Source organism: Halomonas sp. V046 (genome assembly GCF_052645355.1).
This window is the reverse complement of sequence record NZ_JBQXYF010000018.1, coordinates 22,742-35,320: the sequence shown is the minus strand read 5'-3', so window position 1 is coordinate 35,320 and position 12,579 is coordinate 22,742. Positions and strand designations below refer to the sequence as shown.

Annotated in this window: 10 protein-coding genes; 6 read left to right on the top strand and 4 right to left on the bottom strand. The window is 60.5% G+C overall.

Going from position 1 to position 12,579, the window contains the following annotated elements; translation table 11 throughout:
• Nucleotides 1-24: 24 nt before the first annotated feature.
• A complete protein-coding gene (locus ACUN9Y_RS19895) occupies nucleotides 25-333 on the bottom strand; it encodes an SCP2 sterol-binding domain-containing protein (RefSeq protein WP_445462478.1) in 309 nt (102 codons plus the stop codon).
• A 126-nt stretch (nucleotides 334-459) separates the two neighbouring features.
• On the opposite strand from ACUN9Y_RS19895, the gene sohB reads away from it, so the two are divergent.
• Nucleotides 460-1,503, top strand: a complete 1,044-nt coding sequence (gene sohB, locus ACUN9Y_RS19890) for a protease SohB (RefSeq protein WP_445462477.1) — start codon at nucleotides 460-462, stop codon at nucleotides 1,501-1,503.
• A gap of 187 nt (nucleotides 1,504-1,690) precedes the next feature.
• Here the strand turns inward: sohB and ACUN9Y_RS19885 are convergent, their stop codons facing one another.
• Nucleotides 1,691-2,020 carry an ArsR/SmtB family transcription factor gene (locus ACUN9Y_RS19885; RefSeq protein ID WP_445462476.1) on the bottom strand — a complete coding sequence of 110 codons (330 nt, stop codon included), beginning with the start codon at nucleotides 2,018-2,020 and terminating at the stop codon, nucleotides 1,691-1,693.
• 1,300 nt (nucleotides 2,021-3,320) lie between these two features.
• Here ACUN9Y_RS19885 and ACUN9Y_RS19880 point away from each other — a divergent pair.
• Nucleotides 3,321-4,010, top strand: a complete 690-nt coding sequence (locus ACUN9Y_RS19880; RefSeq protein ID WP_445462475.1) for a 7-cyano-7-deazaguanine/7-aminomethyl-7-deazaguanine transporter — start codon at nucleotides 3,321-3,323, stop codon at nucleotides 4,008-4,010.
• Nucleotides 4,011-4,077: 67 nt separating this feature from the next.
• The gene (locus tag ACUN9Y_RS19875; RefSeq protein ID WP_445462474.1) at nucleotides 4,078-4,848 is read left to right on the top strand and encodes an alpha/beta fold hydrolase; all 771 of its coding nucleotides are present in this window, start codon (nucleotides 4,078-4,080) and stop codon (nucleotides 4,846-4,848) included.
• Between the two features lie 72 nt (nucleotides 4,849-4,920).
• On the opposite strand, the gene ACUN9Y_RS19870 is transcribed toward ACUN9Y_RS19875, so the two are convergent.
• Nucleotides 4,921-6,243 carry an ABC transporter substrate-binding protein gene (locus ACUN9Y_RS19870; RefSeq protein ID WP_445462473.1) on the bottom strand — a complete coding sequence of 441 codons (1,323 nt, stop codon included), beginning with the start codon at nucleotides 6,241-6,243 and terminating at the stop codon, nucleotides 4,921-4,923.
• A 208-nt stretch (nucleotides 6,244-6,451) separates the two neighbouring features.
• On the opposite strand from ACUN9Y_RS19870, the gene ACUN9Y_RS19865 reads away from it, so the two are divergent.
• The 3 genes from ACUN9Y_RS19865 (at nucleotide 6,452) to ACUN9Y_RS19855 (ending at nucleotide 10,912) form a co-directional block, all read left to right on the top strand.
• Nucleotides 6,452-8,158 carry a potassium/proton antiporter gene (locus ACUN9Y_RS19865; RefSeq protein ID WP_445462472.1) on the top strand — a complete coding sequence of 569 codons (1,707 nt, stop codon included), beginning with the start codon at nucleotides 6,452-6,454 and terminating at the stop codon, nucleotides 8,156-8,158.
• A gap of 49 nt (nucleotides 8,159-8,207) precedes the next feature.
• Complete coding sequence (locus ACUN9Y_RS19860) at nucleotides 8,208-9,923, top strand: sensor domain-containing diguanylate cyclase (protein WP_445462471.1); 1,716 nt, start codon at nucleotides 8,208-8,210, stop codon at nucleotides 9,921-9,923.
• A 197-nt stretch (nucleotides 9,924-10,120) separates the two neighbouring features.
• On the top strand, nucleotides 10,121-10,912 hold the full coding sequence (locus ACUN9Y_RS19855) for a M48 family metallopeptidase (protein ID WP_445462470.1): 792 nt from the start codon (nucleotides 10,121-10,123) through the stop codon (nucleotides 10,910-10,912).
• A 184-nt stretch (nucleotides 10,913-11,096) separates the two neighbouring features.
• On the opposite strand, the gene ACUN9Y_RS19850 is transcribed toward ACUN9Y_RS19855, so the two are convergent.
• Nucleotides 11,097-12,566, bottom strand: a complete 1,470-nt coding sequence (locus ACUN9Y_RS19850; protein ID WP_445462469.1) for a DUF1254 domain-containing protein — start codon at nucleotides 12,564-12,566, stop codon at nucleotides 11,097-11,099.
• Nucleotides 12,567-12,579: the final 13 nt, after the last annotated feature.

The window sequence follows — 12,579 nt, the reverse complement described above, 5'->3', positions numbered from 1 at the left end:
GGGGGAGCGCCTCGGCGATGTCTTTCAGCCCTTGGGGAAGAGCTCGGTGAGCTTCGTCGCCAGCATGATGTTACCGGTGGCCTTGAGCTTGCCCGTCATGAAGGCCGTCATGCCATTGATGTCGCCGGTCATGATGCCTTTGAGCGTATCTGTGCTCATGCTCAGGCTGACCGATGGGTCGTCGTGCTCGCCCTGCTGAATGTCCAGCGTGCCGTCGTTGATCGCAACGTAGTGGTCGTCGGCGTCGCTGAAGTGAAACTGGAAGACTTCCCGCATGCCTTGTGCGGCGGCGGGGTCGAAGCGTTCTTGCAGAGCGGCGAGGGTCTGTGACATGACGGCGTCCTTGGTGAAAAGTGATGGAGCTGCGCAGGTTATTTCAAACGATCGTTTTATTCAAGCGCTTCGCATTAACCCTGAAAGCGTCTTACCACAGACACAGTTGTGAATGAGGAGTTCGACATGATCCACTGGCTCGCGGAAATGGGCACGTTTCTGGTTCAACTGGTTGCCGTCGCATTGGTCGTCGTATTGGTGGCCCTTGCTATCCTGCGGGCCAAGTCGGGCACCAGGAGTGACGCCGATCGCCTGCGCCTTGAAGACTTGAGCCTGCGATTCGAGCGCCGTCAGAAGCACCTTAACGAGACCATTGCGCCGGCGAAAAAAAAGGCGCGGTGGCGCCGGTTTCCGAGCCTTTCCCGACGCAAGGCCGATCCTGTTGCCGATGGTGGCAGTGACGAGCGCAAACCCACGCTATGGGTCATCGACTTTCATGGTGACCTCAAGGCCAGTGGCGTAGGGCGCTTGGCTCAGGAAACCACCGCGTTGTTGTCGGTGGCGGAGCAGAATGATGAGATTGTGGTACGCCTCGAGTCGCCTGGCGGTCTCGTACACACCTACGGCTTGGCCGCGGCGCAGCTCGACCGCCTGCGTCAGGCCGGGCTGTCCACGACCGTCTGCGTGGATGCCGTTGCGGCCAGTGGCGGCTATTTGATGGCCTGCAATGCCGACCGCATTCGCGTCGCACCCTTCGCCGTCATCGGTTCCATTGGCGTCGTCGCCCAGGTGCCCAATATTCATCGGTTGTTGAAGCGCCACGACATCGATGTCGAACTGATGACCGCGGGACGCTACAAGCGCACGCTGACCGTGCTGGGTGAAAACACCGACGAGGGCAGGGACAAGTTCCGCTCGGACCTGGAAATGACCCATGACAAGTTCAAGCGCTACGTCGCCGATCGGCGGCCGAGCCTGGCGATCGACGAGGTCGCCACGGGAGAGATCTGGTACGGCACCGAGGCCGTGGACAAGGGACTGGCCGATGACGTGGGCACGAGCGAGGACTATCTGATGGCGGCGATGAAGCGCTCGCGTGTCATGTCACTGCGTATTGAACGTCCCAAACCATTGGCCGAACGCCTGGGGTTCAGTGCCGCGCAAGTGGCGGAGCGCCTTATCGAGAGGGTGGAAGAGCGGTTGGACGCCGCTCGTTGGGAAAAGCGCTAAACCGCACTGTAGCCAGGCGACCGAGCCGATCGCCAAGAAACCGAAGGGCAGGAGCCGAGGCCGCGACGGTTTCGGGCCTGTTCGCGATGCTGACCCGCCGTGGCCCCTCGAGCCGTCATCGCGAGGTCGTGGCGTTCCCCAGGTTGTGGCTCGGTGCCGCTATCCTCCACCTTTGTGCTGTAGCGGCCTATCCGTCATTGGCGGCATTCATCTTGACGATGGCCGCTATCATGATGCTCGCGCTGTCGCCATTGAGAGAGTAGTAGATGGTTTGAGACGCCCGTCGCGTCGTCACCAGTTCGGCTCGTCGCAGAATCGCCAAATGCTGAGAAAGGGCCGACTGGCTAAGGCTCAGTCGTTGATTGAGCTCCGTTACCGAAAGCTCGCTACCTTCAAGCAGGCAGAGAATTCTGAGGCGGTTGTCATTGGCTATGGCCTTCAATAAACCGCTGGCCTTATCGACCACGGCGTCGCCGCCTTCCAGCAAACGACCTGCCACACGCTGTGAGCTATTCATCGACATCCCCCTCCCGATATGCCATGAGGCGATCGTGCCTGTTGATGGTGCCTATTGATGGTGCTTACGGCACTCCATCCTGCCGCCGGGTGGAGTCCGTTCGTGTTTCTCGATCTTTTCCGCGATGCGTGCCATGCGGCTGCTCGTGTGACGTGCTACGCGCATTTCCGCACCACCGTTCTGCCATTACGGCTGACTCAGTGCCCATGGGCAGGCCAATTGCCGTGTCCGACGATGCGAGATCGGCCTGATGACATGCCGCTGCATCTGGTTGCTTGCTGCCGGTACGCCTGGCCTAGCTCGGTTCGTAAAGCTCGGTTCGTGAAGCTCGATAAGTGAAGTTCGGTTCGCGAATCACCATGGCGATTCGGGCCCAGCGGTACGACGAAACTCCGACGTCGGCATGGTGCCCAATCGCGCCTTGCTCAATCACGCCTTGTTTAGCGCATCCCCGCCGGTACAAGACAACGGAAACCTGGTCTGGCGACAATGCCACTGCATGCGAGCCTTCCATCTGCCTAGCCTCCTGTCGCAACCGACTGTCGCAACCGGCTGTCGCATCCATCCAGCCATCTGTTACAGCGGCAGCAGCGGTGAAGCATGTCGACAACACTTCTATTTTGTGCACAGTTTGTGCAGGTGGCTTATGCAGGTGACTCTCGTTCTGCGTTCCCTGTGCTTTCCCCGTGCATTCAGTGTGTCCGTTGCTGTCGCTGCTTCACCGGCACCGTTCGCTGTTGAGTGTGCTTCCAGCCGAAGTCCCCGCGGCGCCACGTTTTAACGCATTCTTTCAACACGCAAGCCGCTTCGTGGAACGTCGGCATCTTCTGCCAGTAACGCTGGTCTACCGCTATTGATTCAGGATCTCCTCAATAATAGCGCATTGTAGGAGTAAACGCGTCTTAAACGCTTGTTTGTAATCGGAACTGCAGAATTTGTGCATGACACTTCGATAATTGTCGACAATTTGGTGTGAAATATAAGCTCCGTAACGCTTTTGTTGCGATTGGTTGCGGTAGTATGTGTTTTTGTTGCGCAAGGTCGCGCTGCTTTGTTGACAATGTCCCAAGACAAGGGTCGGGTTTGTTGCTTTCAGCACAACCCGTCACAACGCTGGCGATTGCAAGGCTCCTCGTCGCGGCCCTTTGGACTCATGCCGAGCACTGTAGTGGCAGGTGAATGACGGCGGCCTGGCCCCCGATGAGTGGCTCACGTACAATACGTGGCCCAAAAAGGTGTTCGATACGTCGTTCGCGTCTCGCCCACAGGGTTCCCTCACCCCTGACCAAAAAGGTGCGTCATGTTTGTTCTCAGTTCCCGCCAGCAACAGCGTCTGCTGGCTCTGATGATCGGTTTCCATATCGTCGTCATCGCCGCCAGCAACTATCTGGTTCAGCTGCCTTTTACCATCTTCGGGCTGCATACCACCTGGGGTGCCTTCAGTTTCCCCTTCATCTTCCTCGCCACCGATCTCACCGTTCGGTTGTTCGGCAAGGGGCCGGCCAGGGCGATCGTGGTGCGCGTCATGCTCCCCGCGCTGGTGATTTCCTATGTGATCTCGGTGGTGTTCCCACGCGGCAGCTTCGAGGGCTTTGCCGCGCTTGGTGAATGGAATCTGTTCGTTGCGCGGATTGCACTGGCAAGTTTCATGGCCTATCTCTTCGGGCAACTGATGGACGTTCAGGTCTTCGACAGGCTGCGGCGACTCGGCGCCTGGTGGGTTGCACCGGCGGTCTCGACGGTGGTGGGGAATCTGGTGGACACCTTTGCGTTCTTCTCGATTGCCTTTCACCGGGGCCCGGATCCTTTCATGGCGCTGCACTGGCCGGAAATTGCCGCGGTCGACTATGCGATCAAGTTGGCCATCAGTCTGGCATTTTTTCTGCCCCTGTACGGCGTGCTGTTGCGGGCTCTGAGTCAGCGTCTGGTCGCCGCCACAGGGGACGGCGAGCGTGCACACGAGCATGGCGTCGAAGGCTCACGCTCCTAGCCGGGCGTCAACCTGACGGATCGGCTCGACGCACCGCGATTCTAACGACACTGGAGGTTGCCTGATCATGGAACTGCATTTTACCGATACGGGAGGGGCAGGGGTTCCTCTGGTCATCGTCCACGGGCTGCTCGGCAGCGCCGATAACTGGCGCTCGCATGTCAAAGCCTGGGCATCGCACTATCGTGTCATCGCTCTCGATCTGCGCAATCACGGGCGTTCGCCTCACGCGTCGGGGATGGCCTATGCGGATATGGCACACGATGTCGTGTCTGTTCTCGATCGCTGCAATGTCGACAAGGCGTACCTGCTCGGTCATTCCATGGGGGGCAAGGTGGTCATCAGCCTCGCCCGCCTGATGCCTGAGCGGGTCGCCGCGCTGATTGTCGCCGACATCGCGCCGGTTGCGTATGACCACCACCACGATGCGGTGTTCGCTGCCCTGCGGCGGGTCGAATCCGGAGAGCCGACGGATCGTCGCCAGGCGGACGCCTTGTTGGCCGAGCATATCGACGAAAAACCCACGCGGATGTTTCTCGCCACCAACCTGGTGCGCGACGGCGAAGGCGTGTTGCGGGTAAGGGTAGGGCTGGATGCCATCGAGCAGGGCTACGCCGACATCATGCAGCTGCCGGCGGGAGATGGCAGCGTCGATCTACCCACTCTCGTGCTGCGCGGCGATCGCTCCGACTACGTCAACGACGAACGCCTGGAGGCCACGAAGCGTGTGCTCCCTCGCACCGAACTGGTCACGCTGTCTGCCGGGCATTGGTTGCACACCGAGCAGGCCGAAGGCTTCCAGCAGGCAGTCAACGCCTTTCTGTCACGCTTGGCGTGAGACGAGTGCAGTTGCCGTTGCCCGGCACCACGGCCTGGGAGCGGATCATCGCAGGCGACGGGAGAACTTGCGCTACCCCGGATCCCGGGCCAGGCGGTCGACGTCAGTGAGGGCCTTGAGGATGCCGCTTTCCCACAGGTGGCGTTCCAGCCGTCGATAGCGGGCTCGGTCGACGGCGCCGGGGCGCAGTGCCAGGCGGCGACGAATCTGCGGCCAGGCCTCGGCATTGGCCGCGGTATCCAGCGTTGGTTCGGTGCTGACCATCAGCCCCCACGCCTTGTCCGGGTGCTGGATGATCCACTCGGTGGCTTCCTGCAGGCCATCCACGAGAGGCCGGATAATCTCGCGCTGGGTGCGATAGTGATCGAGATTTGCCACCAGAATGAGGCCGTCGTGAATGGGGATGCCCAGATCCTCCAGGGTGAACAGCCGGGTGGCAATGCCGAGGTCGGCCAACTGACGCGGGAGCGTGAAGCGCAAGCCGCCGAGAAAGGCATCGACGCGCCCCTCGGCCATGGCCGACACCGCTCCAAAGTGCACGTCCCTGGGCGTCACGTGGTTCAGGTTGAGCCCTTCTTCATCGAGCACCGCGCGGAGCAGTACGTCGTGGCTAACATCGTCGGCGTAGCCGATGCGGTGGTCGATCAAGGCCAAGGCGGAGTCGATGCCCGAGGCTCGGCGCACGATGAGAGCCGACAGCGGTAGTTCGATCAGGGTGGCGACGCGAACCAGCGGCTTGCCCTGGTCGACCAGCCGGTGCAGCGTGGGCTGATCGGTAACGGCCAGGGTGGCGCGGGAAGCGGCGACGAGTTTCGATGGGACGTCCGGGTCCGCCGGCGTCTGCAGCCTGACGTCGAGGCCTCGTCGTGCGAACAGTCCGCGGGCCTTGGCGATGATCAGTGCCGCATGTGTTGGCCCGGGGTGCCAATCGAGCGCGATGTCGACTCGCTGCACCGGCGGTAAGGCGATCGGTTCTGGCGCTGAATCGACCACCGATGGCGCGACAGGCATCGAGGGCGTATCGACGCTCGGCCCGCTAGGGAGGCCCCGGTAGCGCGAAACAGCATCGTCGACGCTGTCGGAACCGGATGCCCCAGGGATGCCGATACGGGCGTCTTGTGGTCGCGGCCCCGGGGTGTCCGGATTGCCCTCGGGGGCGCTGTGGCTCGGGGCATCCGCCGGCGGGGCCGACTCGTCATCGTTTGCTGTCGGCTCGCCATCGGTCGCTGGGGCTGACGCTGACGGGGCCGCAGGGCGGTCCTCGGTGGCGACTGGCGCGGTGGGGCCATCGGCCTGTTGAGCGAAACCATCGGCGGGCAGGCCAAGCGCGTAGAGAAAGCAAACTGCACTCAGCGCGCCCACCAGCCATGGTCGTCGGCGTTGGGCCATCGACATGGTGAATCTCCAGGGAACTAGCACTGTCGTAGGAAGGCGCTAGTGTAGCCAAGCGTAGACGCTTGAGACCAGCGCCGGATCAATTGTCATCGCGATAGACTCACCGGCTGTCGAGTCGATCGAACGCTGTTCATCCTGCAGTTCGTATAGCCGTCGCACCGGCGCAGGGGCCGTGAGACAATGCCACCAATGTCGGCAAGGGATGCCTATGGACTCGATCAATAGTCTCTTTCTACTCTGCGGCGCCTTGATCGCGCTGAGCGTGCTGGCCAGCCGGTTGTCGGCCATGGCCGGGGTGCCGCTATTGCTGCTGTTCCTGGGACTTGGGATGCTCGCCGGCGAGGATGGCCTTCTGGGCATCGCCTTCGATGATTACTCGTTGGCCTTCGTCATCGGGCATCTGGCGCTGGCCATGATACTGCTCGACGGCGGCCTTCGCACTCGGTTGAAAACCTTTCGCGTGGGCTTCCGGCCAGCATTGGGCCTGGCCACGTTGGGGGTGTTCATTACCAGCGGCCTGGTGGGCGTGCTGGCCATGTGGGTGTTCGATCTGACCCTGATCCAGGGGCTTCTGGTCGGGGCTATCGTCGGCTCCACCGATGCAGCGGCGGTCTTTTCGATGCTCAGCGGGCGGGGACTAAACCTGAACGAGCGAGTCGGGGCCACGCTGGAGATCGAATCGGGCACCAACGACCCCATGGCTATCTTCTTGACCTTGGTGCTGGTCGAAACCCTGGTCGGGGATGTCGGTGGCGTCGCCAGCATGGCGCTGTTCTTCGTCCAACAGTTTGCGCTGGCCATCGCGATTGGTCTCGGTGCGGGGTGGTTGATCGCGCGCCTGTTACGTGCGGTGGATCTTGCCCCTGGCCTTTATTCGTTACTCGCCCTTGCCCTGGGGTTCTTCGTTTTTGGCCTGACCAGCGCGCTCGGTGGCAGCGGCTTCCTGGCCATCTACCTGGCCGGCCTGATGATCGGCAACAGGCCCGGCAGGCACCTCAATTTTATCCTGCCGGTGCACGATGGTCTGGCCTGGTTGAGCCAGATCGGTCTGTTCCTGGTGCTGGGGCTGTTGGTGTCGCCTACCGAGATGCTGGATGTCATCCTGCCGGCCTCCATCGTGGCTCTGGCGCTCATCTTTATCGCGCGCCCTCTGGCCGTGATCGTGACTCTCAAACCGTTCTTTCATTTTCGATGGCGCGAAGTGTTCTTCATTTCCTGGGTGGGCTTGCGTGGCGCCGTTCCCATCGTGCTGGCGATCTTTCCGGTGATAGGCGGCGTCGAGAATTCCGCGCTGTACTTCAATGTCGCCTTTGCGGTGGTGCTGCTGTCACTGTTGATCCAGGGCGGTAGCCTGCCGTGGATGGCACGCAAGATGCGGGTCATGGTTCCCGACAGTGCTACGCCGAATCAGCGCGGTCCGCTCGGCATCCTGCCCGAGAACGATTTCGAGATGTTCGTCTATCGCGTCGACAACGCCGACCTGGAAGATGTCCCCATTCGGTTGCTGCGCTTTCCGTCTGGAGCCTTGATTTCCGCACTGTTTCGCGATCATGTGATGCTACATCCCAAGGGCAGTACGCGCCTTTGTCTCGGTGACGTAATCTGTGTTATCGGCCGTGACGATGACCTGCCGGCCTTGAACCGGCTGTTCAATGGCGATGCCAAGTTGAAGCAGGAGCGCGCCTTCTTCGGCACCTTTACTCTCGATGCCGACGCCAGGATGCGTGATGTGGCCGATGCCTACGGATTGACCCTGAGTCCGGGGGAAGCGGCGTTTAGCCTGGGTGACTTTATCGCCCTGCGAGTAGGGGGACACCCTGTCGTCGGGGATGACGTCGACTGGCACGGAATTCATTGGGTGGTCAGCGCCATGGAGGGCAATCGCATCACCCAGGTGGGGTTACGGTTATACTGAGTGCAGCGTAAGGGCAGGTGTGGTCACCAGCGGTAGTGGAGGTAACGCGTTGGCTCGACAGGCGTGGCTCGCGGCGGCCATAGAAAAAATGAACGGCCTTTACCTGAGGGTGTCATCGGAGCTGGTGCTGCTGGATTGTACCGGTGACATGGCCCTGCTGGGTGACGGGCTATCTGGCCAGTCCGTGGGGCGCCCTCTGGCAGAGCTCTCGCCGGCACTGGCGGATCCCGTGCTGGTTGCCAGGATCGAGGATGTGCTGCGCGAGGGGCGGAGCACCTTTTATCCGCTTGTCGATGCTCGCACCGACAGCGGACGGAGCCTTGGCTGCCACATCTGCCGCCTCTCCCCGGGCGAAGTTGTGCTTCACCTCAGCCCGACCAGCGACGTCGAACTTCGTAGCCTGGTCGATCGCATCGCCGACGAGTTGCCCACCGTCGTTGCCTATCTCGATACGGACTTGTGCTATCGATTCAATAACCGTGCGTTTGAGGCCTTCATCGGCCAGTCGCGACAGGCGCTGTTTGGAAAGCGTATCGATGACATCGTCGGGGAGGAGTCCTTCGCCCGGCTTCAGCCGTATTTCTCGCGAGTTCTGGCAGGGGAGCGTGTCTGCTACGAAGACTCACTGGCCTTGAGGGATGGGCGCCATGTGCACCTGAAAGTACAGTACTTGCCTGATATTCAAGGCGGGGAGGTGGTGGGCTTCTATGCATTGATTGATGATGTCTCCGAGTACAATCGGATGATTGCCCTGCTGCGTGAGGTCTATCGCCTGATCAACCGCACCGATATCAGTAACCATCAGATCATCAATGACATCTTGAAGCGCTCGCTGGACTTTCTCGACCTGGAGATCGGCCTGGTGAGCCAGATCGTAGGCAACGACTACACCGTGGCCTGGGTTCAGCCACCCGATCTCGGGTTGCGTCCCGGTCAGGTATTCGCCCTTGGCAACACCTACTGCCATTTGCTACTTCAGCACGGCGGCGTCTTCCATACGACGAATGCCGGCCGTGATGGTCGGATCAGCGGCCACCCGTGTTATCAGCAGTTTCGCCTGGAAACCTATATCGGCATACCATTGCGATTGGCGGGAAAGCTCTGGGGGACGCTCAACTTCACGAGTACGGCGTCACGCTCGCGTCCCTTTGATGATGCCGAGATCGAGTTGTTGTGCCTGCTGGGCAGTGCGATCGAACGAGTCGTTGCCGACCGCCGCGTGATCGAGGCGGTCAGGGCCGAGCGCGACGAGCTCGAAACCCAGGTTCTCACCGATGCCCTGACCCAACTGCCGAATCGGCTCGCCTACCAGCGTCATACCGCCGCCCTGGAGGCGTCGCTCAAGCACAGCCCCATGGAGATCGTACTCGCCGTCTTCGACGTGGATCATTTCAAGGCGGTCAATGATGGCCATGGGCACCTGGTGGGGGATCGGGTGTTGTCGTGGCTGGCGGAGACACTCGCCTCGGTGCTGAGGGCCGACGACTTCTGCGCGCGCATTGGCGGCGAAGAATTCTGTCTGATCATGGCGGATACCTCCTCATACCATTATCCGACGGTGCTGGAGCGAATGCGCGCCCGTGCCGAGTCGGGGCGCTTCGCCCTCGACAACGGCGATGTACTCTCGATAACGATCAGCATCGGCGTGGCGTGCCGACACCCCGGGGAGGCTATGCAGGCGGTGTTTCGACGCGCCGATGACGCCCTTTACCAGGCCAAGCGTGCGGGACGTAATTGCATCTGGGTCGCGCCCTCGAAAGATTGACGAGACCACCTCGGGGACCAGAGATCAGGCCGGGCGGTACCGTTGTCGACACCGTAGCCACCTTGATCCAATAGGGCGCCGTGATGGCTGCCGCCGGCGTAGAGCCATGGTGTCGATTGCTATCGCCGCGTTTCGATCACAACGCGGGGCGTGCCCGCCGAACGATCATCACCGTACCATCGCAGGGATTCTTGACCATGCGTGTATTCGTGCTGCTGGCCCTGTTGCTGGCCACCCTGACAGGCTGTGACGAGACGCCAACCGGCAGGTCCCAGATCGCTCTGGTGCCGGACGTCATGATGGCAGACATCGGCCGACAGGCGTTCGATCAGCGTCGCGCCGCCGCGCCAACCCTGGGCGACGCCAAGACCAAGGCCCGGGTGCAGTGCATCGCCAACGCCCTGGCGGACTCGGCGGAGACGACCTACCCCGGTGCCACGCAACCACAACGATGGCAGGTGGTGGTGTTCGAGGACGCGAGTCCCAATGCCTTCGCACTTCCGGGGGGCGGTATCGGGGTCCATACCGGAATGCTCGACGTGGCCGAGACACCCGCCCAACTAGCCGCCGTCATCGGCCACGAGATGGGCCACGTGTTGGCCAACCACGGCAACGAACGCCTCACCCAGAAGCTGGGTCTGAGTGCCGTGATGCTGGTGGTCGGGCTAATGAGCGAGGGCGAGGTGGGGCATGAGTCGCTGATGCAGGCACTCGGCCTCGGCACCCAACTCGGTATCGCCTTGCCGTTCAGTCGTGCCCATGAACAGGAGGCCGACCAGATGGGGCTGGCGATAATGGCCAACGCAGGGTTTGATCCGGAGCAGAGCGTGCGGCTGTGGCAGAACATGGCGGCGATCTCATCGGGACAACCGCCGGAGCTGCTCTCCACACACCCCGCCCACGCGTCTCGCATCGACGGCTTGCGCCGACACATGGAAGCCGCCCGGGCCAGCTTTCAGAGTGTATCGCCGGCGTCGTGCCATGGGTGAGGGTGATACGGGGTCCTAAAGCGTTGTACCGGCCAATAGCCGGTGCAGGGCCGACAGACGGATCTTCGACCTAGCCTGGGCGAGGATGATCGCCAACGTGAAGACTCGATAGGTCGGCGGCGAGAAGATGCCGGCTTCGCGCCGAAACACGAGCAGGCATCTCGAGGCGGTGTTGGCAGTTTCGTTATGGAGAGGCGGTGATGGCTGGCGGCTGCCACGACCCATCGAGTATTCCTTCTTTCCCCCAGTAAGCGCGGATATAGAGGGAAAAGTTTCCTTCCGGCGCTGGTAGCCAGTTGCTGGTGCCTTGCTCAGGCGCCGTTGAGCTAACTTGCAGCGTCAGGGAGCCATCATCATTATACTCAAGATCGGTATTCTTGGTCCCAAGTGAAAAACGGTTGAGCTCATTGCTTGTAAAGAAGTGATTTTCATCATAGATAGTAAGGGACCAAAATCCGTTGACTGGGGGCAGTTCACCGGCCTCGAAAGTAACCTCGTAATTTTTCTCTGAGCGGAGTTGTTCACCGCCTTCATCGTGATCAGTGTAATAGTATTGCGTTTCATTAGGTCGGTTGTCGAACATGTTAGAGCGGGCGGTTCCTGTTCTGTTGTAATAATCAATGCCCCATTGAGCATTGTTGACGGAACGGTTCCAGCCATTTCCGGCAGGTTTTCCGTTATTCTCCCAACGGAAGAAGGGCGTGATGACTTCCTCCTCGATAATAGCCGCTTCTTCAACAATCATCTGCTTGATGCTGGGGTCGGTCTCAGCCATGTCCAATAACCATTGGAACTGAGCATACATTGCCTTCTCACCCGGCAGGGGAGGAACATCGTCGAGTACGTCACCCAACTGGTCAAAGAACGCCTCTGGTACCACCCACTTGGTTTCACCGCCTCCACTGCTGCCTTGATCAGGAGCCGGAATGGAAGGGGCTTCACTCCAGTCAATGGTTTTCATGTCGCCATCGAACTCTGAGAGCGGATATACCACCACCTGGTCAATCAGATCCTGAATGGCTTCCCGATCGTCGTCTGTATCATTCATGAATACACGAGGTACGATATTCGCCAATGACGTAGAGGAGTGTATGACGCCATTGATTCCTTCGGGCGCTTCACCATCCCAGTTTGGTCCGACGAGAAGATAGAACCCTGGTTTTGTTCCATAAGGCTTCCCCAGTTCGCCAAACTGGTCAGTACGCTGATCATAGGCGGCATATACCCAGAAGCGGTCGCCAAACTCAGGAACTTGCACAACCACCGGTTCTTCATCAAGTTGGAAAAAGCCTAGACCGTAGACAACATCCTGGTTCGGGCAAGCTATGAAACGCTGTGAGGGCTCAAGGTAGTCATGGAGCATTCCGATTTGGCCTCGTGGGCCCACGGGAAGTATGCCGCCTAGCAGGCCCGGTTCGGGCGCTTGTGTGATGGCATCGAACCTATTTTGCATATTTACCATAGGCCATGCCCAGATATAGGCCGCCCGAGCAATCGCCTTTACGTACCCTGGATGGGGAGTCACTTCGCTGGACGGCATGGATAGATCAGCGAAGGACGTCGGCGAGGTGGCCTGCTGGGCATAGGCACCAGGAGTCGTTACGAAAGCCACGCTTAGCAGGCCGATGGCGAGACTCTGTTTGCGTTTCATCATGGTTGATTTCCCT